18 protein-coding genes and 2 tRNA genes are annotated in these 23,015 nt (G+C 67.7%); 10 read left to right on the top strand and 10 right to left on the bottom strand.

What is annotated here, in order from left to right; all coding sequences use genetic code 11:
• The first annotated feature begins 21 nt into the window (after positions 1–21).
• The gene (locus tag OCUBac02_RS20720; protein WP_173048314.1) at positions 22–993 is read left to right on the top strand and encodes a hydrogen peroxide-inducible genes activator; all 972 of its coding nucleotides are present in this window, start codon (positions 22–24) and stop codon (positions 991–993) included.
• On the opposite strand, the gene OCUBac02_RS20725 is transcribed toward OCUBac02_RS20720, so the two are convergent.
• The 3 genes from OCUBac02_RS20725 to OCUBac02_RS20735 form a co-directional block, all read right to left on the bottom strand.
• On the bottom strand, positions 958–1,110 hold the full coding sequence (locus OCUBac02_RS20725) for a hypothetical protein (protein ID WP_156134864.1): 153 nt from the start codon (positions 1,108–1,110) through the stop codon (positions 958–960). The two genes, OCUBac02_RS20720 and OCUBac02_RS20725, sit on opposite strands and share 36 nt — an antisense overlap.
• A gap of 194 nt (positions 1,111–1,304) precedes the next feature.
• Complete coding sequence (locus OCUBac02_RS20730; RefSeq protein WP_173042965.1) at positions 1,305–1,610, bottom strand: hypothetical protein; 306 nt, start codon at positions 1,608–1,610, stop codon at positions 1,305–1,307.
• Between the two features lie 261 nt (positions 1,611–1,871).
• Positions 1,872–1,946 (bottom strand) — tRNA-Gln (locus tag OCUBac02_RS20735).
• Positions 1,947–2,093: 147 nt separating this feature from the next.
• On the opposite strand from OCUBac02_RS20735, the gene OCUBac02_RS20740 reads away from it, so the two are divergent.
• The 3 genes from OCUBac02_RS20740 to OCUBac02_RS20745 all read left to right on the top strand — a co-directional run bounded on the left by OCUBac02_RS20740 (position 2,094) and on the right by OCUBac02_RS20745 (position 3,536).
• Positions 2,094–2,170: transfer RNA gene (locus OCUBac02_RS20740), tRNA-Pro, on the top strand.
• Between the two features lie 306 nt (positions 2,171–2,476).
• The gene (locus OCUBac02_RS27540; protein ID WP_280528831.1) at positions 2,477–2,605 is read left to right on the top strand and encodes a hypothetical protein; all 129 of its coding nucleotides are present in this window, start codon (positions 2,477–2,479) and stop codon (positions 2,603–2,605) included.
• A 13-nt stretch (positions 2,606–2,618) separates the two neighbouring features.
• Positions 2,619–3,536, top strand: coding sequence for an MBL fold metallo-hydrolase (locus OCUBac02_RS20745; protein WP_244639006.1), 918 nt, complete (start codon positions 2,619–2,621; stop codon positions 3,534–3,536).
• 10 nt (positions 3,537–3,546) lie between these two features.
• Here the strand turns inward: OCUBac02_RS20745 and OCUBac02_RS20750 are convergent, their stop codons facing one another.
• The gene (locus OCUBac02_RS20750) at positions 3,547–4,323 is read right to left on the bottom strand and encodes a DUF1499 domain-containing protein (RefSeq protein ID WP_173048316.1); all 777 of its coding nucleotides are present in this window, start codon (positions 4,321–4,323) and stop codon (positions 3,547–3,549) included.
• Between the two features lie 218 nt (positions 4,324–4,541).
• Here OCUBac02_RS20750 and OCUBac02_RS20755 point away from each other — a divergent pair, with 218 nt between their 5' ends.
• Entirely contained in the window at positions 4,542–7,061 is a 2,520-nt protein-coding gene (locus OCUBac02_RS20755) for a methyl-accepting chemotaxis protein (RefSeq protein ID WP_173048318.1), read from the top strand.
• 218 nt (positions 7,062–7,279) lie between these two features.
• Here OCUBac02_RS20755 and OCUBac02_RS20760 read toward each other — a convergent pair whose 3' ends face one another.
• Entirely contained in the window at positions 7,280–8,905 is a 1,626-nt protein-coding gene (locus OCUBac02_RS20760) for a long-chain-fatty-acid--CoA ligase (RefSeq protein ID WP_173048320.1), read from the bottom strand.
• A 134-nt stretch (positions 8,906–9,039) separates the two neighbouring features.
• On the opposite strand from OCUBac02_RS20760, the gene OCUBac02_RS20765 reads away from it, so the two are divergent.
• The 4 genes from OCUBac02_RS20765 to OCUBac02_RS20780 all read left to right on the top strand — a co-directional run bounded on the left by OCUBac02_RS20765 (position 9,040) and on the right by OCUBac02_RS20780 (position 13,079).
• Positions 9,040–9,504, top strand: a complete 465-nt coding sequence (locus OCUBac02_RS20765) for a MarR family winged helix-turn-helix transcriptional regulator (protein ID WP_047582478.1) — start codon at positions 9,040–9,042, stop codon at positions 9,502–9,504.
• Positions 9,505–9,510: 6 nt separating this feature from the next.
• Positions 9,511–10,974 (top strand): amidase, encoded by a 1,464-nt coding sequence (locus OCUBac02_RS20770; protein ID WP_173048322.1) that lies wholly within the window; start codon positions 9,511–9,513, stop codon positions 10,972–10,974.
• A gap of 308 nt (positions 10,975–11,282) precedes the next feature.
• A complete protein-coding gene (locus OCUBac02_RS20775) occupies positions 11,283–12,659 on the top strand; it encodes an aspartate aminotransferase family protein (protein ID WP_173048324.1) in 1,377 nt (458 codons plus the stop codon).
• Between the two features lie 210 nt (positions 12,660–12,869).
• Positions 12,870–13,079 carry a hypothetical protein gene (locus OCUBac02_RS20780; protein ID WP_173048326.1) on the top strand — a complete coding sequence of 70 codons (210 nt, stop codon included), beginning with the start codon at positions 12,870–12,872 and terminating at the stop codon, positions 13,077–13,079.
• A 411-nt stretch (positions 13,080–13,490) separates the two neighbouring features.
• On the opposite strand, the gene OCUBac02_RS20785 is transcribed toward OCUBac02_RS20780, so the two are convergent.
• The gene (locus OCUBac02_RS20785; RefSeq protein WP_173048328.1) at positions 13,491–14,087 is read right to left on the bottom strand and encodes a L,D-transpeptidase; all 597 of its coding nucleotides are present in this window, start codon (positions 14,085–14,087) and stop codon (positions 13,491–13,493) included.
• Between the two features lie 222 nt (positions 14,088–14,309).
• On the opposite strand from OCUBac02_RS20785, the gene OCUBac02_RS20790 reads away from it, so the two are divergent.
• Positions 14,310–15,239 (top strand): histone deacetylase family protein, encoded by a 930-nt coding sequence (locus OCUBac02_RS20790; RefSeq protein WP_173048330.1) that lies wholly within the window; start codon positions 14,310–14,312, stop codon positions 15,237–15,239.
• A gap of 15 nt (positions 15,240–15,254) precedes the next feature.
• Here the strand turns inward: OCUBac02_RS20790 and ribB are convergent, their stop codons facing one another.
• From ribB to OCUBac02_RS20810, 4 genes are all read right to left on the bottom strand, one after another.
• A complete protein-coding gene (gene ribB, locus OCUBac02_RS20795; protein ID WP_173048332.1) occupies positions 15,255–16,535 on the bottom strand; it encodes a 3,4-dihydroxy-2-butanone-4-phosphate synthase in 1,281 nt (426 codons plus the stop codon).
• 206 nt (positions 16,536–16,741) lie between these two features.
• Positions 16,742–17,860, bottom strand: coding sequence for a chorismate synthase (gene aroC, locus OCUBac02_RS20800; protein WP_173048334.1), 1,119 nt, complete (start codon positions 17,858–17,860; stop codon positions 16,742–16,744).
• 75 nt (positions 17,861–17,935) lie between these two features.
• Positions 17,936–21,955 (bottom strand): Pls/PosA family non-ribosomal peptide synthetase, encoded by a 4,020-nt coding sequence (locus OCUBac02_RS20805; RefSeq protein ID WP_173048336.1) that lies wholly within the window; start codon positions 21,953–21,955, stop codon positions 17,936–17,938.
• Positions 21,956–22,321: 366 nt separating this feature from the next.
• A complete protein-coding gene (locus OCUBac02_RS20810) occupies positions 22,322–22,918 on the bottom strand; it encodes a histidine phosphatase family protein (RefSeq protein WP_173048339.1) in 597 nt (198 codons plus the stop codon).
• Between the last annotated feature and the right edge of the window lie 97 nt (positions 22,919–23,015).

Here is a 23,015-nt window from a genome sequence, read left to right on the forward strand (position 1 = left end):
TCAGTACGATAATTTTTTCAAATGCTGTCGATCAAGCACCTCCGCTATTTCGCGGCCCTGGCCCAGCACCGCCATTTCGGCCGCGCGGCGGATGCCTGCGCCATCAGCCAGCCCGCTCTTTCACTGCAGATCAAGGACCTGGAAGACCTCATCGGCGCACAACTGGTCGAGCGCGACCGCAGGCAGATCCGGTTGACCAGCCTGGGCGAAGCCTTTGCCGGACGGGCTGGGCAGATCCTGCGCTCGGTCGACGAACTGGCCGATCTGGCGCGAGCCTCCAGCCCGACGCTGGGCGGCCGCCTGCGCATCGGCATGATCCCGACGGTCGCGCCCTATCTCCTGCCGGCGGTGATCCGGCGGCTGGCGGAACGCTTCCCGGCGGTCGACCTGCGTCCGCGCGAAGCGGTAACGGGCAAGCTGACGGAAGACCTCATCAACGGCAGTCTCGATGTCGCGGTGATGGCCCTGCCCGCCTCCGAACCCTCCCTGCAGGATCATCCGCTGTTCGACGAGGAGTTCGTCCTGGTGCGCGCCCTCTCCGACAGGCACAAGCCGCCGCCCAGCGTGGAGAGCCTGCGCACGATGCGCCTGCTGCTGCTGGAGGAAGGTCACTGCTTCCGCGACCAGGCGCTGGCCTTCTGCAACATGGCTTCCGGCCTGGCGCAGGACCCGATGGAAGGCAGCTCGCTGGCCACGCTGGTGCGGATGGTCGGCGCCGGCATGGGCGTGACGCTGATCCCGGAGATGGCGGTCGCGGCCGAGACCGCGGCCGTGGAGGTCGGCATCGCCCGGCTGGCGAAACCGAGGCCACGACGCAGCATCGGCCTGGTCTGGCGCAAGACGAATCCCCTGGCCGGGCATTTCCTGCAGGTCGGCGAGATCGTCCGGCAGGAGCACGACGTCCTGCGCCGGCATGACAGCGCGACACGGCTCCCCGATCCGGGCTTCCGGGAAGGATCAGATCGCGCCGACGACCTGGTGGATCAACCATAGGAGCAGGCCAAGCCAGCCGATCTGGATTACTCCCAGAAACAGCGCGAGCACGACCATCATGCCGCGCTCGCCCCGCCGCTCCCCTTCGGAGCGGCCGGCGGCCATCGAACCCGTCACGATCATCTCCGCCCCCACCACTGACGGAACCGGCTTAGCGGGAATATGACGCAACGTTAACAGGATGCTTAATTCATCGTAAACGCGACAGAGGCGGACCGGCTCGATGCCGCCGCGCCTCCATGAGGCGCCTCATGCGAAAAACGGCCCGTTTCCGGGCTGCCGATCAATCGGTGAGGCAATCGCTGAAAGGCTCACCAGCCGCGGTGGCGGCGATAGTAGCCGGGCGGCGGGCCGTAGCCGCGGCGCGGACCGTAGCCATAGCCCGGGCCATAGCCGGGACGGGGGCCGTAGCCATAGCCACGACGGCCATGCCGCTGCTGCCGCATCGTTTCGCGCATGATCATGTGGCGCCGCTCGGCAGCGGCCGACCATGTGTATTCAACGGCCTGCTTGTCCAGTTGCTGCGCCGTCGCGGCCGGCAGCTCGTCCGAGGCCACAGCCGGCGCCGCCAGCGACAGCCCGATGCCCAGAGCGGCAAACGTGAGGAATTTGCGCATCCATGTTCTCCTTGTGCTGCCCGCATTAAACGCGCCAATCTGCCAACGGTTCATGAAGTGGATTGTCGGCTTCCGTTCATAATGGCCGTCGACCGGATGCAGCCGCGATGCGTTGCGACGCCGTTCGGGCCCTCAATCTGGCAAGGGCGCGGTGCGCGCGTCAAAGAGCGCCTGCTCTTCCTCTCTCGCAGAATCCGTTCAACACGCGAAACCGCCGCAACGTCACCGAAACGGGGCCCTATCAGCGAGGATGGAAAGGCCTGGCTGGGGCGGGAGGATTCGAACCTCCGCATGGCGGTACCAAAAACCGCTGCCTTACCGCTTGGCGACGCCCCAATATGCGGCGCCTTCTAGAACGCGGCGGCCCGACGCGCAACCGTCAAGCGGCCGTGCCCCTCCCGCGCCGCAAGAATTCCTCCACAACCCGCAAAGAGCCTGTTGCGCCCGGGCCGCGTGCTGGCTATAAGCCGGCCACCAGCGGATCGGAGTGTGGCTCAGCCTGGTAGAGCACCTCGTTCGGGACGAGGGGGTCGCAGGTTCAAATCCTGCCACTCCGACCAAAATTTCCCGATATGTTCAAGACGACGAAAAGTGGCCCTCACGGGCCTTTTCCGTTCATGGCATTTGCCTAGGCCGGGAAAACGTCACCTAACCGTCAGATGGCATGCCTATTGCGCCGCATCCGAAACGGAGGCGACCATGCTGCGCGACTGCCCGACCGATGCGAAAGCCACGCTCGCCCTGATCGCCCTCTCGGCGATCTGCATCCTGGGCTGGCTCGCCGATCTCAGGCTTTGAGCGCGCCCCTGTCGCCTCGCACCAACAATGTCTAGAATGCCGCCGCATCGAATCGAACGGTCGGGGCCATGAAGCGCATCACCCTCCTTGCCGGCATCCTCGGACTGGCCGTGTTCCTGTCCGGTTGCGACAAATGCGGCAATTTCAGCCCGCTGTTCGGGCCCGCCAAAAGCTGCGGCGACAAGTCGACCAGCTAGCGCCGCCTCGCCCGTGACGAGCGACGAGATCGCATTCGACCGCAGCGTGACGACGGAAGCCGGCACGGTCGCGAGCCTGTCGCCGCTGGTGCGCCGGATCATCGCCGGCAATGGCGGGCCGATGACCTTCACGGGCACCTGCTCCTATATCGTCGGCCGCGGCACGGTCGCGATTATCGATCCCGGCCCCGACGACCCCGGCCATGTCGAGCGCCTGCTGGCGGCGGTCCGCGGCGAGACGGTCAGCCATATCGTCGTCACCCACACGCATCGCGACCACTCGCCGGCTGTTCCCGCGCTGAAAGCAGCGACCGGCGCCCTGGTGGTGGGCTGCGGGCCGCATCGCCCGTCGCGCGAGCTCGGGCCGGGCGAGTGCCGCGTGCTCGATGCCGCCGCCGATAACGATTTCGTGCCGGACGCGGAAATGCGCGACGGCGACGCCGTCTCCGGTCCCGGCTGGAACCTCGCCGCCGTCGCGACGCCCGGCCACACCGCCAATCACCTCGCCTTCACGCTGGCCGAGGAGGAGACGCTGTTCTCCGGCGACCATGTCATGGCCTGGTCAACTTCGGTCGTCGCCCCGCCCGACGGCTCGATGGCGGCCTATATGGCCTCGATCGAGAAGCTGCGCGGGCTCGAGCATGCCCGCTACTGGCCGGGCCATGGCGGCCCGGTGACCGAGCCGCAGCGCTTCCTGCGCGGCCTCGTCCAGCATCGCCGCCAGCGCGAGGCCGCGATCCTGAACCGGCTCGCCGCGGGCGACGAGACCATCGCCGCGATGGTTCCGGCGATCTATCAGGGCCTGGCGCCGGCCCTGCATGGAGCCGCCGCGCTTTCGGTTCTGGCCCAGCTCGAAGACCTCGTCCTGCGCGGCACCGTCCGGTCGAGCGACGCGATTCCCGCCCTCGCCAGCCGCTACAGGCTCGCCTGACGCAGCCGGCTCACCGGTTCTCCACAAGCAGCTCGATCTCGTCGGCGAAGGCCGCGACGCGTGCGGCATTGGCGCCGAGATCGTGGCTGCCGAGGCGCGAGGCCGAGCGGATATCGATGCGGCTGCCGTCGACGCGCGGCCGGATGCGGATGGTGATGTCCTCCGAAAAATGCAGGAGGCGGCCCCGCGCGACGGCCTCGACCCGCCCGGCGCCGCTGCGCCCTCCCGGGCGCGCCGCCTCCAGCACCTGCCACCCGAGACCCAAAGCCGCGCGCCTGGCGAGGTCGAAGGCCGCCTCCGCCGGCAGTTCGAGCAGGATCGGCACCGCCTTGGGGTAGGCCCGCCGCTGCAGGCGCCGGCGCTCGGCCGGCACGTCCGGCGGGACCCGGCCGGCGCGGGCGGTCAGCGCGGCCTGGGAGCGGCTGAAGGCGGGTGGATCGTCGATATCGGTCGAGACATCGGCCAGGGCCGGCCGGGTTACCAGCCGCACGGCGACATAGCCGGCCGGTGCGAGCAGGATGAGCGAGAGCAGCATCGCGCCGGCGGCCTTGCCGACGCCGCGATGACCGGACTGCCAGATGCGGATGAAGGCGATGACGGCGAGGCCGAGCGCCGCCAGCACGAGGACATAGGCTCCGGCGACCGGCGCCAGCCTTTCGACGCTGGGCTCGCGCAACCGGACCAGCAGCAGCGACAGAAGCAGTACCGCGCAGGCAAACCAGGCCAGCCGCCGGCTCCAGATGGCGGCGCGCGAAACCGGTTCCGCGAAGACGAGACGGCGGTGCATCGCCCTTTCGTGCCTGCCAAGGCCCCGGATGGCAAGCGGCGGCGTGGCCCAGGAGCCTCTAGTCGAGCCCGGCGGGGTTTCGACGCCGGGCCGGGTTGGAGGCTCTAAGCGCAATCTTAATCAAATCGGCAATAAAACGGCAGGACGAGGACAGGCTGCGGCCTGCCTCCCGGCCTCCGTCACCGCCTTATCGCCGCCTATCACGCCCGAGCCCCGCCGTGAAATTCTTCCCTTCGTCGATCCAGAACTATCTCGTCGCCACGATGGCCTGCCTTTGCGTGCCCGGTATCGGCGCGTTGGGCTACATGGCTCAGCAGTCCATTTCGGACGTGAGCAGCAACATGCGGCTGGCCGAACTGGTCCAGGCCGACAAGGCCCTGCTGCTCACGGGCAACGCGATCCGTACCGCGCGCGGGCAGGCGCAGACCAGTATTCAGGTCGCCGACGATCCGGCCGTGACGCTGAAGCAGATCGAGGAGAGCAACCGCAGCCGCATCGCCAACGCGATCGCCCAGCTCGACAAGACCGACCTGCCGGGCCGCAAGGAGCTGATCGCCGGCATTCTGGAGCAGCAGAAGCTCACCGACGCCAAGATGGCCGATCTCTATGCCGAGGCCGCCAAACCCAAGGCCCAGCGCAGCCTTGCCGCGACCATGCCCTGGTATAACGGCATCGGCGGGATCGAGGCCGCGATCGTCAAGGCCTCGGACGGGACGTCGAGCGCCGCGCGCCTCGCCGATCCGATTCTCGCCGATCTGCAAGGCTTCAAGTCGGCCGGCTGGGACGTCCGCTCGAACTACGGCACCCAGTGCTCGGTGCTGCGTCCGCCCTTCGGCTCCGGCAAGGCGCTGGAGACCGCGCAGGTCCGCAAGCTCGGCGAATTGCGCGGCGTCTCCAACGCCGCCGGCGAGACGCTGAAGCAGCTCGCCTCGCGCCCCGGAGTCGGCAGCGAACTCGCCCGCAAGGTCGGCGTGATGTCCGGCGAGGTCGCGGCCTCCAATCGCAAGATGGACGAGCTGATCGGCAAGCTCGGCCAGGGTTCCGGCCCCGTCATCGCGGCGGAGGAGTGGACGAAGCAGTGCAACGGCCCGTTCACCGCGATCGTCGCCGCCGTCACCCAGTCTCTCGACGACATGGTGGTGCGGACCGACGACAAGCTCACTGCCGCCTGGGTCAGGCTCGGAATCGTCGGCACGCTGCTGGCTGTGCTGCTTGCGATCTGCATCATGAGCCTGCGCGGCATGCAGCGCCGGATCGCACGGCCGCTGGTCTCGCTGAAATCGGCGCTGGACGAGATGCAGCAGGGCAATTTTGCCCAGGCCATCCCGGCAGCTCCTTCGCCGGACGAGATCGGCGCGCTGAGCGGCGCGCTCGAGATCTATCGCGAGAATGCGCTCGCCCTCGAACAGAACCGGCGCGACCGCGAGCTCGCCATGCTCGCCGATGCCGAACAGGCCGCCCATGTCCAGAAGCTGCTGGGCGAGGTCGCCACCATCGTCGCCGATGCGCGCGAGGGTAATTTCTCCGGCCAGGCGCAGGTCGGCGGCATGGAAGGCCCCCTGAAGGAACTCGTCGAGGGCATCAACGAGATCAACGCGGTTGTCGATGGCGCGACGACGGAGTTCGCGGAGGCTTTGTCGGCGATTGCGGGCGGCGACCTGACGAACCGTGTCGAGACGGCCTATCGCGGCCGCTTCGCCGATCTGAAGGGCGCGATCAACGAGACGGTCGACCGTCTGTCGGACACGGTGGCGACGATCCAGACGACCTCGGCGGATGTCGGGCTGGCCGCGCGGGAGATCAACATGGGCGCCGACGACCTGTCGAAGCGCACCGAGGAGCAGGCCTCCTCGCTGGAGGAGACCGCGGCCACGACCGAGGAGCTCGCAGCCTCGGTCAAGGCCTCGGCCCAGGCCTCGAAGGATGCCGCAAGGATCGCCGACGAGGCGATGCAGGCGGCCCAGAACGGCGGCGCCATCGCCGGCCAGGCGGTCGACGCCATGGCAAGGATCGAGACCGCCTCGCAGAAGATCTCCGACATCATCCGCGTGATCGACGACATCGCCTTCCAGACCAACCTGCTCGCGCTCAACGCCGCGGTCGAGGCGGCGCGCGCCGGCGAGGCCGGCAAGGGCTTCGCGGTGGTGGCCAGCGAGGTGCGGACCCTGGCGCAGCGTTCCGGCGAGGCGGCCAAGGACATCTCCGGGCTGATCTCTTCGTCCAACGCCGAGGTCGGCGAGGGCGTGAAGCTGGTGCGCCAGGCCGGCGACCAGCTCGCGCGCATCCTCGAAGCCTCGCAGAAGGTGGCGGCCACCATCGCCGACATCTCGGCCGCCTCGGGCGAGCAGGCCAACGGCATCGACGAGATGAGCCAGGCCGTCGCCCATCTCGACGAGATGACCCAGCAGAACGCGGCGCTCTCCGAGCAGAGCGCGGCCTCGGCCGGCTCGCTGTCCGGCCGGATCGAGCAGCTCAACGCGCTGGTCGCGACCTTCCGCACCGGCCGCGAGGCTTCCGGCCAGGGGACCTACGCCCAGCCGGCCGCGGCGGCACGGGCGAAGGCGCCGGTCCGGGCCGCGCGGCCCGGTCCCGTCGCCGCCGCGACCTCCGGCGAGCCGGAGCGGCTGCGCCAGCTCGCCGAAGCGGCCTTCGTCCAGTCCCGCTCCACCCCCGCCCCGCGCAAGGTCGCCAATGGCGGTGGCGGACGCGCCAGCGATTCGGGATGGGAGGAGTTCTGAGGCGACACGGCCTCCGGACTACTCGAACACGGCACGCGCGGCGCCCCGAAAGGGCGCCGTTCGCGGTTCAGGCGACAGCCAGTGATCCCGGGCGACCAAAGGGAGACCCGGGATGCATTCCGGAACCTTTTCCGGGCAGGCTACGGAATGGTTCCCGGATCTCCGCTGCGCTCCGTCCGGGATGACGCGCTCTTGATGAAGGCGTTGAGCGAGCCCAATCACGCCGGCAATCGGTAATCCCTGAACATCTCGCGCAGCTTGGTCTTCTGGATCTTGCCGGTCGCGGTGTGAGGAATCGCCTCGACCAGCACGACATCGTCCGGCAGCCACCATTTCGCGATCTTGCCGGCCATGAAGGCGAGCATCTCGTCCTTGCCCGGCGTGCGGCCGGGTTTCGGCACGATGACCAGCAGCGGGCGCTCGTCCCATTTCGGATGGGCAACGCCGATCACCGCGGCTTCCGCGACGTCGGGATGGCCGACCGCGAGGTTTTCGAGATCGATCGAGGAGATCCACTCGCCGCCGGACTTGATCACATCCTTCGAGCGGTCGGTGACCTGCATGTAGCCGGCGGGATCGATCGTCGCGACGTCGCCGGTGTCGAAGAAGCCGTGGTCGTCGAGGATGGCACCATCGCTGCGGTAATAGGCGCCCGCGACCGCCGGCCCGCGCACCTTGAGCCGGCCGAAGGTCTGGCCGTCCCAGGGCAGGTCGCGGCCGGCATCGTCGGTGAGGCGGAACTCGACCGTGAAGGGCGGATGGCCCTGCTTGACCTTGAGATCGTAGAGCGCGTCACCCTCCAGCCCCTGATAGACCGGCTTCAGCGAGCAGAAGGAGCCGAGCGGGCTCATCTCGGTCATGCCCCAGGCATGGGCCACGTCGACGCCGTATTTGCGCTCGAAGACCTCCGTCATCGCACGCGGGCAGGCCGAGCCGCCGATGACGACGCGCTTCAACGTCGAAAGCTTGCCACTGGTCGCCTCCAGATGCTGGAGAAGCCCGAGCCAGACGGTCGGCACCGCCGCCGTCATGGTCACGCCCTCCTCCTCCAGCAGTTGATGCAACGAAGGACCGTCGAGCTTGGCGCCCGGCATGACCAGCTTGGCGCCGGTCATCGGCGCGGAATAGGCCAGCGACCAGCTATTGGCGTGGAAGAGCGGCACCACCGGCAATACCGTGTCGCGCGCCGACAGGCCCATGAAGTCCGGCGCGGCGCAGGCGAGCGCGTGCAACACGTTGGAGCGATGGGAATAGAGCACGCCCTTCGGCCCGCCGGTCGTGCCCGAGGTGTAGCAGAGCCCGGCCGCCGTGTTCTCGTCGAAGCGGCCCCAGGCAAAGTCGTCATCAACCTCGGCCAGCCAGTCCTCATAGGCGACGGCGCCCTTGAGATTGGTTTGCGGCATATGCGCGGCGTCGGTGAGCACGATGTAGCGCTCGACGCTCGTCAGCTTGTCCTGGATCGCCTCGATCATCGGCACGAAGGTGAGGTCGAGGAAAAGCAGACGGTCTTCGGCATGCTCGATGATCCAGGCGATCTGCTCCGGGAAGAGGCGCGGATTGACCGTATGCGTGATCGCGCCGATGCCGCTGATGCCATACCAGAGTTCGAGATGGCGGTCGGTGTTCCAGGCGAGCGTCGCGACCCGGTCTCCGAGGGCAATGCCCTGGCGCTGCAGGCGCTTCGCCACCTTCAGGGCACGGATGCGGATCTCAACATAGCTGCGACGTCTCAAGGCGCCATCCTCGACGGCGCGGCTCACCACCTCGCGGGTACCGTGCTGGACGGCGGCGTGGTCGATGATGCGATGGAGCAGAAGGGGCCAGTCCTGCATCAGGCCAAGCATGCGCATGTCCTCCCGAGATCATTTTCCGGTGAAGATAGCGACGGGCTTCCGCGAAAGGGAAGTCATCCGATCGGAGGCTCGCCTGCACGCGCGAGATGGTTTAGGTCTGATCCTTCACGAGCGGGGGAAACGCCATGACCGCAGCGAAAGCCGCGCCACAGGCCGTGACGGAACCGGACCGGGTCTGGTTCCGCTTCATGCGGCTGCACCAGCGCATGCTGATGCAGATGACGGCGCGAATCCGCACGCTCGGCCTTTCGATCCCGCAATTCGACCTGCTCTCGACCCTGACCGAGCAGGAAGGCATCAGCCAGAGCGAGCTGGCCGAGCGGCTCTACGTCACCAAGGGCAATGTCTCCGGCCTCGTCGACCGGCTGGTGCAGGCGGGGCTGGTCGAGCGCCGCGCCATCGCCGGCGACCGGCGCTCCTACGCGATGCACTTGACGCCGGAGGGCCGCCGCCTCGCCGAAGCCGGCATCGCCGCTCAGCGCGATTTCGTTGCCAGCACGCTCGGCAAGCTGAAACCGGGCGACCTCGCCGAGCTCGACAGGCTCGTGCTGGTCTGGCGCGACCTCGCCCGCGCCGTCGATGCCGGGTGAGCGGCCATGGCTGACGGCATCGACCTGACGGCCTCCGCCACGGCTCTGCGCCAGGCGTTGCTCGCCCGCCGCTTCAGCGCCACCGACCTGCTCGAAGCCAGTTTTGCCCGCATCGATGCGCTGAACCCGCGCCTCAATGCCATTGTAGCGCAGGATCGCGACGCCGCCCGTGCGATGGCGAAGGCCTCGGATAAGCGCATCGCCAACGGCACCGCCCGCCCGCTCGAAGGGCTGCCGATCACGATCAAGGACGCCTTCGACGTCGCCGGCCTGCCCTCCTCCGGCGGACTACCGGCCTATCGCGAGCGCGTGCCGGCCGAGGATGCCGCCGCCGTGGCACGACTGCGGGCCGCCGGCGTCGTGATCGTCGGCAAGACCAACGTCCCGGTCTTCTCCGGCGATTTCCAGAGCTACAACCCGGCCCATGGCGTGACCAACAATCCCTGGGACGAGGCGCGCTCGCCCGGCGGCTCCTCGGGCGGGGCCGCGGTCGCGGTCGCGACCGGCATGAGCGTCTTCGAGCTCGGCTCCGATCTCGGCAGCTCGATCCGCTGGCCGGCCCATGCCTGCGGCGTGTTCGGGCTCAAGACGAGCTGGGGGCTGGTCTCGACCTGGGGCGCGATCCCGCCTCCGCCCGAGCGGCGCACCCTGCGCAATGTCGATCTGATGGTCGCCGGGCCGATCACCCGTGCCGCCGAGGACCTCGACCTGATCCTGCCGGTGATCGCCGGACCGCGCGATACCGCCCTACTCGCCCCTGTCTTGACGGAGCCGCGCCGGACCAGCGCCAAGGGCCTGCGCGTCGCGCTCTGGGCCGACGATCCCTTCGCGCCGGTCGACCGCGAGGTCTCTGACGCCGTGCGCGAGGCCGCGCGACGCCTGGCCGAGGCCGGCGCGATCGTCGACGAGACGGCGCGCCCCTCGATCCGCTTTGCCGACGCCTTCGAGGTCTATGCGCTCCTGAATCATGCCGTCGTGGCCTATGGCCTGCCGCCGAAGGTGCGCGCCCGCATCCAGGCGCAAGCCGCGCGTTTCAGCCCGAACGACCTGTCGCATCAGGCCCTGCAGGCACGCGGAGCCCGGATGACGCCCGGCCTCTACCAGCAGGTCAGCCAGCGCCGGCTCGCCCAGAAGCGGCAATGGGCCAGCTTCTTCAGCCGCCATGACGTCGTGCTCTGCCCGCCGGCTCCGGTCGCCGCGATCGCGCACGACCACGGACCGGATATCCATGCGCGGCGTCTGATCGTGAACGGCGAGCCGCGACCCTATCTCGATTTCCTGCTCTGGGCGGCACTTGCCACGGGAGCGGACCTGCCGGCCCTGTCGGCGCCGGTGATGCGCTCGCGCGAAGGCCTGCCGCTGGGCGTCCAGATCATCGCGCCCTTCGGCGAGGACCGCACGGCCATCGCCGTCGGCGCGATGCTGGAGGAGCTGGGCGGCCGCTTCACACCGCCGCCCCTCGTACCATAGGTCATTTCCTGAGAGACCACGTCGTCATCCCGGGCTTGACCTGGGATCCATTCCGGAGCGTTGCCGATCAAGGTTCAGGCACGGATCCCGGATCTCCGCTTCGCCGCGTCCGGGATGACGCGCGTTTTCGGAGAGGCGTAGCTTGTTTTCAGGCGGCGTGAACGGCCCCTTCGCCCGTTTGGCGCGAGGTCTTTCCGTTTCGCGCGCCCTGCGGCAGAGTCTACCGTCCCCTGCGCCAAAATAGCTCAACATTTGCGGTCATATCGGCGTATACTGGAAAGAATATTAAACGGAGCCGGGAGCCCATCATGCTGTCGAACGTCGCCGTCCGGGATATCGAGACCCTCGTCCATCCCTATACCAACCTCGCCACGCATCGGCAGACGGGCCCGCTCGTGCTGGAGAGCGGCAAGGGCATCTATGTCTACGATTCCTCCGGCAAGGAATATATCGAGGGCATGGCCGGGCTCTGGTGCACCTCGCTCGGCTACTCGAACCAGGAGCTGGTCGAGACCGCCTATGAGCAGATGAAGAAGCTGCCCTTTACCCATATCTTCGGCGGGCGCAGCCATGACCCGGCGATCGAGCTCGCCGAGAAGCTGAAGGAGATCGCCCCGGTTCCGATCTCCAAGGTGTTCTACGGCGCCTCCGGCTCGGACGCCAACGACACCCAGGTCAAGATCGTCTGGTATCTCAACAACGCGCTCGGCCGCCCGCAGAAGAAGAAGATCATCTCGCGGCTGAAGGGCTATCACGGCGTCACCGTCGCCTCGGCCTCGCTGACCGGCCTGCCGAACAACCATATCGATTTCGACCTGCCGCTGCCGGGCATCCTGCACACCTCCTGCCCGCATCACTACCGCTTCGCCGAGCCCGGCGAGAGCGAGCAGGATTTCTCGTCGCGCCTTGCCGCCGAGCTGGAAGAGATGATCCTGCGCGAAGGGCCGGATACGGTCGCCGCCTTCATCGCCGAGCCCGTGATGGGCGCCGGCGGCGCGATCATCCCGCCGGAGGGCTATTTCGAAAAGATCAACGCCGTGCTCGCCAAGTACGACGTGCTGTTCATCTCGGACGAGGTCATCACCGGCTTCGGCCGCACCGGCAAGATGTTCGGCACCGAGACCTACGGACTCAACGCCGACTCGATCTCGCTCGCCAAGCAGATCACCTCGGCCTATTTCCCGCTCAGCGCCGTGATGATGAACGACAAGATCTATGACGTGCTCGTCGACCAGAGCCGCAAGATCGGCACCTTCGGCCACGGCAACACCTATGCCGGCCATCCGGTCGGCTGCGCGGTGGCGGTGAAGACGCTGGAGATCTACCAGCGCGAGAAGATCGTCGACCACGTCGAGAAGGTCTCGTCGACCTTCCTGCGCCGCCTGAACAAGCTCGCCGAGCACCCGCTTGTCGGCGAGGCCAAGGGCGTCGGCCTGATCGGCGGCGCCGAGCTGGTCAAGGACAAGCAGACCAAGGCCTCGTTCGAGGGAAAGAAGGGCGTCGGCGCCAAGGCCGTGGCCTATGCGCTGGAAGAGGGCTTCATCACCCGCGCCATGGGCGACCGCCTCGCCTTCTGCCCGCCGCTCGTGATCAACGAGGCCGAGATCGAGGAAATGTTCAACCGCTGCGAGCGCGCCCTCGACAAGACGCTGAACTGGGCCAAGGCCGAAGGCCTCTTCGCCTGAACGCCTGATATCGCGGGAAGATTGACGGCCGGGCGGCATCGCCCGGCCTTTTTTCGTGTTCAGCAATAAGGCGGAATCCGGGATCCCCGCCGGAAAACGCCACGAACAGATCACAGAGGCGCCCCGGCGCCGTCCCGATCAGGTGTCAGAGATGGAGGGGTCGGCTGGCGCGAGCCGCCGGCACGAGGTTCACAGCTTGAGTCAGGAGCCATGCTTCAACGCGACGCCCATACCCCGACGCCGGTCCGCAAGAGTTTCCACGACGCCACGGCGCGGGCGACCTATGCGACCCTCTTCCGCCCGATCGCGCTTCAGGCGGTCGCCGCGGGAACCCGACAGATGTCGCCTGCGTTGAAGCAGCACGGCGAAGCGCGCAGGGGCGACCTGCCCGGCGTTCTCCGCCACGGTTTCATCGACTGAAACCTCCCCTTCGAGACCCATGACTTGGCCGGTGCGGAGCGTGCTCCCACCGGCCTTTTTCTTGGGCGATGCCGGCGAGACCATCCGAGAACCGTAATTTTGCGAAGCCGCCTTGTCATTCCGGGGCATGCCACAGGCATGAACCCGGAACCCATGAACACGCCGCCGCTCCATTTGTCGTCATGCTCGCCCTTGTGGCGAGCATCCACGTCTTGGGCACCGCATTGCATGAGGGAGGACGTGGATGGTCGGGACAAGCCCGACCGTGACGGAAACGGCGTGTTCATGGATTCCGGATTCTTCGCTTACGCGAAGCCCCGGAATGACAAGGGCGGTCGAAGCCAAGGCACCAAACGAAAAACGGGCGGCCCGAAGGCCGCCCGCTCAATTCTCAGGGCCGCTCAAATCCGATCAGACGACGATGACCTTGGCGCCCGCGGGAACGCGGTTGAACAGGTCGATCACGTCGATATTGCGCATGCGGATGCAGCCCGAGGAGGCCGAGCGGCCGATCGTCTCGGGCTCGTTGGTGCCGTGGATGCGGTAGAGCGTGTCCCGGCCGTTCTGGTAGAGATAGAGCGCGCGCGCGCCGAGTGGGTTGTTGGGGCCACCATTCATGCCGCCGGCAACCGGCTTCAGATGCGGCCAGCGCTTGACCATCTCGGCCGGCGGCGTCCAGCGCGGCCATTCCGCCTTGCGCTGCACGACGGCCTCGCCGGTCCAGCCATAGGCCTCCTCGCCGGTAGCGACGCCGTAGCGGATCGCCTTCTTGTTCGGCAGGACGAGATAAAGGAACTTCTCCCTGGTATCGATGTAGATCGTGCCGGGCGGCTGCCCGGTCGGATCGGCGATCTCATAGGGAAGGTAGGGCAGGTAGGTGTCGAACTTGGGGACGAGCGCGATATATTCGGCGTCACGGGCTGACAGCTCCGGAGCGGCCACGCTCTTATACTGGCAGGCACCCAGCAGGGCGGACAGCGCCAGTGCAACGAAAGCGGTCTTCTTCATAGCCTCCACCCAGCCGACCCGAAGGCAGCCTTTATGATGAATCGAACGTTAACGCTTCGTGTCGCCCGAGCGCTCCCCCACAAGCGGCGGCTCGGCGAAGCACTAGGCCTCAAACGGCGAGGGTGCAATCCGGTTCCGTTTCCCGGGAGTAGAAGGCCGTTTGGCGTGGCAAAGCGGCCACGCATGGCGTCTCGGCCGCCTTTCACGCGGAGGTGACCGGCCTTGACGACCCTGCTCTTCACCCACCCGGCCAGCCTCGCCCATGCGATGCCGCCGGGCCACCCCGAATGCGCCGACAGGATCAGGGCGGTCGAGCAGGCCCTCGAGGCCGAACGATTCGCGGCGCTGATTCGGCTGGAGGCACCGCTCGGCACGCTCGCTCAAGTGGCGCTCTGCCACTCCGAATCCTATGCGCAGGCGCTGATCGCCTCGGCACCTGCCGCCGGCTTCGTGCAGGTCGACGCGGACACGCTGATCTCCCCCGGCACGATCGAGGCGGCGCTGCGCGGCGTCGGCGCGGCGGTCGCCGCCGTCGACGAGGTGATGACCGGCACGGCCCGCAACGCCTTCGTCGCGATGCGCCCGCCCGGCCACCATGCCGAGCGCGAGCGCGCCATGGGCTTCTGCTTCTTCAACCACGCCGCGATCGCGGCCCGCCACGCGCAGAAGGCGCATCGCGCCGAGCGCGTCGCGGTGGTCGACTGGGACGTGCATCACGGCAACGGCACGCAGGACATCTTCTGGGACGATGCCTCGGTGCTCTACGCCTCCGTCCACGAGATGCCGCTCTATCCCGGCACCGGCTCGGCCATGGAGCGCGGCACGCAGGGCACGATCGTCAACGCACCTTTACGTGCCGGCGACGGCTCCGACGAATTCCGCGACGCCTTCGAGATGGCGATCCTGCCGCGGCTCGACGCCTTCCGCCCCGACCTCGTGGTGATCTCGGCCGGGTTCGACGCCCATTGGCGCGATCCGCTCGCCAGCCTCAACCTGCGCGAGGCGGATTTCGCCTGGGCGACCCAGAAGCTGATGGAAGCCGCCGACCGCCATGCCGGCGGCCGGGTCGTCTCGGTGCTGGAGGGCGGCTACGATCTCGACGCGCTTGCGAAATCGACGACCGCCCATGTCTCGGCGCTGATGGAGGGGTGAGCGCCGGGCGCCTGCTTATTCCAGCGGCGCCGTCCCGGCGATCTCGATACCGAAGCCGCTCAAGCCCACGAAGGAGCGCGGCGAGGAGGCGAGGTTCACGATCGAGCGCACGCCGAGATCGCGCAGGATCTGCGCGCCGAGGCCGACCTCGCGCCATTGCTGGCTGCGCAAAGCGTCCGAGTTCTCGTCGTCCACAGGCTTGATCGGCACGCCGGCGCTGCCGTCGCGCAGATAGATCAGCACGCCCTTGCCTTCCTGCTGGAAGCGGCGCAGTGCGCACTGGATCGAGCCGGCGCCGCCGAGCACATCGGCGACGACATCGGCGCGATGCAGGCGGGCCGGCACCTTCTCGCCATCGCCGAGCTTGCCCATGACGAAGGCGAAATGCTGGGTGCTGTCGAAGGGCGTGACATAGACGTGGCCGGTCACGTCGCCGAACTCGGTCTTGACCGGGAAGGAATGCACGCGCTCGACCAGCTTCTCGCGCGACTGGCGATAGGCGATCAGGTCCGCCACGGTGATCTGCTTCAAACCGTGCTTCTCGGCGAAGGCCGTGATCTGCGCGCCCTTCATCACCGTGCCGTCGTCATTGGCGAGTTCGCAGATGACGCCGACCTGCGGCAGGTCGGCAAGCTTGCACAGGTCGACGGCCGCTTCGGTATGGCCGGAGCGCATGAGCACGCCGCCATCCTTGGCGATGAGCGGGAAGACATGGCCGGGGCGGACGAAATCGGCCGCGCCCATATTGCCGTTGGCGAGCGCACGGACCGTGTTGGTGCGCTGCTCGGCCGAGATGCCGGTGGTCAGCCCGTGCTTGACGTCGACCGTGATGGTGAAGGCGGTGCCGAGCGGGGCATCGTTCGAGGACACCATCGGATCGAGCCGCAGGCGCCGCGCCTCGCTCGCGGTCAGCGGCGCGCAGACGATGCCGCAGGTGTTGCGGATGATGAAGGCCATCTTCTCCGGCGTGCAGAGCGAGGCTGCGACGATGAGATCGCCCTCGTTCTCGCGATCGTCGTCATCGGTGACGATAACGATCTCGCCGCGGGCGAAGGCATCGATGGTCTCGGCAACATTGTTGGACATGGCAGCCTCGCGCGGCCCGGACAGGCCGAGGAAATCATTGGGAGTGACGGCGCCGCCGGTAGCGGCGGTGATGCGCTCGGCGCTTTCGCGGGAAATCCAGGCGGCCGGATCGTTGCAGAGCGCGGTCACGCTGGCCGGCGACAAGCCGACCTGCTTCGCGAAGGCGCTGCGCGCGATCTTGTTCTGCCGGAGCCAGACGTCGAGCTTCATGCCGCGAAGCTAATACGGCAGAACTTCATCCGCAATGAATGATCGATACATTTTCAGTATTGCTGAAATGCAAACGCGCTCAGCCCTTTCCGTCATGCTCGCCGCTGTGGCGAGCATCCACGTCTTGAACACCATGCGCAACCGCGGAGACGGGGATGGTCGGGACAAGCCCGATCATGACACCAAGGACAGCCACTCCGCTGCGACTATTCCTGGAACGGCCAGCGCGGCTCGACGACGCCGACCTGCGCGCGGTGGCGCAGATACTGGTCGGCCAGCACGCAGGCGACCATCGCCTCGCCGACCGGCACGGCGCGGATGCCGACGCAGGGGTCGTGGCGGCCCTTGGTGAACATCTCGGCCTCGCCGCCCGCGCGCGTGACGGTCGCGCGCGTCGCCAGGATCGAGGAGGTCGGCTTCACCGCGAAACGCGCCACGATCGGCTGGCCGGTCGAGATGCCGCCGAGGATTCCGCCGGCATGGTTGGACAGGAAGAGCGGCTTGCCGTCATTGCCGGCGCGCATCTCGTCGGCATTCTCCTCGCCGGAGAGCTCGGCTGCGCCAAAGCCCTCGCCGATCTCGACGCCCTTGACCGCATTGATGCTCATCAGAGCGGCGGCGATCTCGGAATCGAGCTTGGCGTAGATTGGCGCGCCAAGACCGGCCGGCACGCCTTCCGCGACGATCTCCAGCACAGCGCCGATCGAGGAACCGGACCTCCTGATGCCGTCGAGATAGCCCTCGAAGAAGGCTGCGGCCTTGGCATCCGGGCAGAAGAACGGATTGCGGCCGATCTCGTCCCAATCCCAATTGGCGCGGTCGATCCTGTGCGGCCCCATCTGCACGAGGGCGCCGCGCACGATCATGCCGGGCACGACCTTGCGGGCGATGGCGCCGGCAGCGACGCGCATCGCCGTCTCGCGGGCCGAGGAACGTCCGCCGCCGCGATAGTCGCGGATGCCGTACTTCACATCATAGGTGTAATCGGCATGGCCGGGCCGGTACTTGTCCTTGATGTCGGAATAGTCCTTCGAGCGCTGGTCGACATTGTCGATCATGAGCCCGATCGAGGTGCCGGTCGTGACCTGCGCGCCGTCGCTCTCGCGGGCAAAGACCCCGGAGACGATGCGGACCTGGTCCGGCTCCTGGCGCTGCGTGGTGAAGCGCGACTGGCCGGGCCGGCGCCGGTCGAGATCGCCCTGGATATCGGCCGCGGTCAGCGGCAGCAGCGGCGGGCAGCCGTCGACGACGCAGCCGATGGCCGGGCCATGGCTCTCGCCGAAGGTGGTGACGCGGAAGAGATGGCCGAAGCTGTTATGCGACATGGAGACCTGCGCGAAAATCCGTGCAGGTCTTAGTCCGTGCCGGGACCGGTGGTCAAACGGCCACTACCATCCATCTCAATGCGCCGGCCCCTTCGCCGGCGCGGCGGGCGCGCCTTCCCAGCGGGTATGCGCCGGCAGGTTCTCGCCCTTCATGATGACGGTGAGCAGGCCGATCTGGGCGTAGTCGCCGACATGGGTGTCGTAGAGCACGGTCGCGCCCGCGCCGACGCAGACGCCCTTGCCAAGCCGCACGCGGCCGACCTTCATCACCCGGTCCTCGTAGAGATGGGTCTGCAAGGCCGAGTGAGCGTTGACCGTGCAGAAATCTCCGACCCTGATGCAGTCGAACTCGGTGATATCCGTGGAATCGAGCCAGACGCCCTTGCCGTATTTCGCGCCGAACAGCGTCAGGAACCAGGGCAGGAAGGGCGTCCCGCGCAGATAGTCGAACAGCACCTTGCCGCCCAGGCCCCAGTACATCACCGCGACGGCCTCGGTGCGCATCGCCCACCATGACCACATCGGCTTCATCACGGGCTTGTAGACGCCCATCATCAGCCATTTCACGGCGGCGCAGATCAGCGCCTGGACGATGGCGATCGCCATGGCGACGCCCATGAAGGACAGGACGAGTCCGGTCCAGTCGCCCTCGTTGATCTTCTGCTGCAGGACCATGTCGACCGCGATCGTGCCGAATGTGATGAACAGCATCGCGGGGAAGGAGGTGTGCAGCGCCTCGAACAGGCCGCGCCCGAACTGCTTGGCGAAGGAGGGCCTGTAGGTCCAATCGGCGCCGAGATCGACCTTCTGCCGCGTCGGCAGGCGGATCGGCGGCGAGCCGAACCAGGTGTCGCCGGCCTGCATGCGGTCATTGGCCGGCGGCTTCGATTTGATTCCGATCAGGACGCGGTCGGGGATGACGGCGCCCGGCGGCACCACCGCGTCGTTGCCGACGAAGACCTGGTCGCCGGTGCGCGTGGCGTCGAGGCGCATATAGCCGCGGCGCATGTCCTCGTCGCCGAAGACGACCTCGTCGGCGATGAAGTTGCCGGCGCCGATGCCGGTCAGGTCATAGCGCCCGGAGAGATTGGTCGAGATCTCCGCGCCCTTGCCGATACTAGCGCCCATCAGCCTGTACCAGGCGCGCATATAGATCGTGGCGAAGAGCGAGGAGAGCGTCTCCAGCGTCACCTCGGTCGCCAACGCCACCGTCCATTTGCGGGCGTAGAAGCCGGAATGGATCGACCAGGAGCCGGAGGTCACGCGCGGCAGGATCGCCCAGCGCAACCCGGCCATCAGCAGCACGGTGAAGGCGATCAGGCCGATCGCGGTCGGCCAGGTCAGGATCGGCAGGAACCAGAGATAGCTGATCTCGGTCCAGCCGGCGATCCAGTAGTCGATCTTGTCGAACAGCCAGAAGGCCGGGAAGATCGGCAGCAGGCTGACCGGCGGCAGCACGACCAGCATCAGGATGTAGAAGGCGGTCATGAGCGCGCGCCGGCCGGGCGAGGCCTCGGCCTGCGGCGGCAGGGCCGCGACGTCGACCATGCCGATCTTGCGACCGGGCGTGCCGTCCCAGATCTCGGCCTCGCCGACATGGGCGCCGGGCGGGATGGCGGTGAGATCGCCGATCTCGGCATGGTCGCCGATGACCGAGCCATGGCCGAGCACGACCGAAGCGCCGGCGGAGACGTCCTTGCCGACCTTGATGCGACCGATCACCAGCTTGTCGCCGATCGCCTCGCCATTGGCGAAGGTGGTCTTGGAGCCGAAGCTCGTGCCCTCGCCGATCTCGATCAGGTCGATGGCGCCGGCCTCGTAATCGGAGATGATGACGTCGCGGCCGACCCTGGCACCGAGCAGGCGCCAGTAGAAGCGCATCACCGGCGTGCCCTGCAGCCACTTGATATGGACGAGCCCGGCGACGCGGGCGGCGAACCACCAGCGGAAGTAATAGACGCCCCAGAGCGGGTAGACGCCCGGCTTCGTCCGGCCGAGCACCAGCCATTTCAGCGCGATGGCGATCAGGCCGGTCACCACGATGATCGCGACATAGACGCCGAGCAGCGCGGCGATCTGGCCGAGCAGCGGCAGGTCCTCGCCCGAGAGGATCATGTAGGTGACGAAGACGCCGAGCCATTGCGCCGTGGCGAGGCCGATGATGACCGGCAGCGCCGCGGCCTGCGCGAGGCCGCAGAGGAAGCGGCGCAGGAAAGGCGGCGGCGTGAAGGAGAGATCCTCGGCTTCGGCGACGCCGCGCTCGTCGAGGAGCGCCGCCATCGCCCGAAGCGTCCGGGCCGCATAGACGTCCTGCAAGGTGATGCCGGCATAGGCCGGCGTCTCGCGCACGATCGAGATGAAGCGGGCCGCCAGCAGCGAATGACCGCCGAGATCGACGAAGAAATCGGCTTCCAGCGGCAGGCTCGCCGTGCCGAGCACGCGCTTGGCCGCCTCCAGCAGCGCGGCCTCGGTCGCATTGCGCGGCGGCTCCTGCTCGCCATCGGCGCTCGGCGCCGTCAAGGGCGCCGCCTTGAGCATCTTGCGGTCGACCTTGCCGGAGACCATGCGCGGCAGCGAGCCGGCCGCCTCGAAATGCGCCGGGACCATGTAGGGCGGCAGCTTCTCGCGCAAAGCCGCGCGCAGCACCGGTCCGTCGACCGCGACGCCGGGCTCGGGCACGACGAAGGCGACGAGGCGCTCGATACCGTCATCGGTTCGCAGCACGACCGCCGCCTGCGCGACGCCCGGCTCATCGGCGAGCTTGGATTCGATCTCGCCGAGCTCGACGCGGAAGCCGCGGATCTTGATCTGGTCGTCGATGCGGCCGTGGAAGACGATATTGCCGTTCTCGTCGAGGCTGACGGCGTCGCCGGAGCGGTAGAGGATCGGATCGCCCTCGCCCGCAACCCCCGTGAAGGGATTGGCGATGAACTTCTCGGCCGTCAGTTCCGGGCGGCCGTGATACCCCTTGGCCACGCCCGGCCCGCCGATCAGCAACTCACCCTGCTCGCCCGGCTGGACGAGGCGCAGATCCTCGCCGACGACATAGGCCGTGTAGTTCGGGATCGGCTTGCCGATGGTCACGGTCTCGCCGGGGACGACCTCGGCGGCCGTCGCCACCACCGTCGCCTCGGTCGGGCCATAGGTGTTGAGAATGCGCCGGCCGGGCTTCGACCATTTCTGCACGATCGCCGGCGGCAGCGCCTCGCCGCCGAGCAGGATCAGCTTCAGCGAGGGCACGTCGGCCGGCAGGATGCCGAGCAGCGTCGGCACGGTGTCGATGATGGTGACGCCGGCCTCGTTCAGGATCGCCGGCAGCTTCTCGGCATCGCCCATCATCTCGGGCGTAGCGACGAAGAGCGTCGCGCCGACGAGATAAGGCGTCCAGATCTCCTCCATCGACAGATCGAAGGCGACGGAAGCACCCTGGAAGGCGACATCGTCCGGCCCGAAGCCGTAGAGCGCGTTACCCGAACGCAGGAAATGGCAGATATTGCGATGGCTGATGACGATCGCCTTCGGCGTGCCTGTCGAGCCCGAGGTGTAGATCAGATAGGCGGGATGCTCGACCGTCAGCCCGGCCGGACGGGCCGGCGGCTCGGCTCCGTCGGCATCGGCGGCGAGACCCTCGGGCGTCCAGACGGCGCGCTCCGTCGCTTCGGCGCGGGCGGTCCAGCCGGTGCAGGTGACAATGCCTTTGGCGTCGGCATCGTTCAGGCAGGTCGCGATACGCTCGACCGGCGCCTCGGCGTCGAAGGGAATCCAGGCCGCGCCGGCCCGGGTGATCGCGATCTGCGCGACCAGCAGATCGATGCCGCGCGGCATCCACAGGCCGACCATGTCGCCCGGCCCGATCCCTGCGAGCTGAAGGCCGCGGGCGTGGCGCCCGGCTTCCGCCCAGACCTCGGCATAGCTCATGCGCCGCGACAGATCGGTGAGCGCGGGATGATCGGGCCGCGCTGCAACCGTGGCCGCGAAAATCTCGGCCAGAACTTCGTCCCGAATCAGGTCGGGACGCTTCTCGCCAGCCAGCATGGCGAGGGGATCGGCGGCAGCCGCGTCGGACGCCGCCGGAAGCTTCGTCATATCGTTCATCGCGCCCCGCTGCGCTGATAGGCCCGTCGCTGACCCCGTGGCGAACCCTGCCCGCAGTCGTGCGATGCCCTAACAGGCACCTCGTGAAGAAAACCGGAATCGTCGCTCCCGCCGCGCGACATCCGCGTGAGCCCCCCGGCCGGGCAGGCCGCCGCATCACGCCTTCTCGCTAGCATATTCTCCCTGCGGAATCACGCGTGAACCGGCCATGAATGCCATCCTTCATCTATTCGAGCCCTCACCTGAGGAGCGGCCGAAGGTCGTGTCTCGAAGGACGTTCCAGGTGGTTCCAGAGCCTCCTGAAGCATCCTTCGAGACGCCGCTTCGCGGTTCCTCAGGATGAGGGCTGAGGATTGTGGCTCAAACTCAGAGCCAGTCCGCCTTGTTCCCGCTGACGACGAGCAGCTTGCCCTGCCAGATCTCGACCATCGAGGCCTCGCGCGGCGCCACCGCGCCGACCAGCGCCAGAATGGCACGCGCGACGCCGCCATGGCTGACGATCACCGTTTCGCGCGGGAGCTCTTCCAGAACCGGGCGGACGCGCTCGGCCAGCATGCGATAGCTCTCGCCGCCCGGCGGCACGAAGCCCCATTTGTCGCGCTCGCGCAGATGCGCCTGTTCGCGCTCGGCCTTGCGGATATCGCGCCATGTGAAGCCTTCCCACTCGCCGAAGGTGAGCTCGCGCAGGCGGTCGTCGATCCGGTATGCGCCGGCCGGCAAGGTCAGTTCGCGGCGGAGGATATCCATGGTCTCTCGCGCGCGCTGCATCGGCGAGCCGATATAGGCGAGATCGGCATAGGCCGGTTCCAGCGCCTTGAGACGCTCGGCGGCCTCGGCGGCCTGGCGGCGGCCGAGGTCGTTCAGCGGAATGTCCTGCCCGCCCTGGAGGCGCCCCTCCCGGTTCCAGTCGGTTTCGCCATGACGGACGAGGATGAGACGGTGAGGCAGCGAGAGCGGGACCATGTCCCGCTTCTGCACGCCGGCACCGGCAGGGTCAAAGCCCTTCCCGGCGCTTTCCGCCGATGGCGACAATCGGCCGCTTTCTGTGGCCGAATTTACA

Source organism: Bosea sp. ANAM02 (assembly GCF_011764485.1).
Classification (GTDB): Bacteria; Pseudomonadota; Alphaproteobacteria; order Rhizobiales; family Beijerinckiaceae; genus Allobosea.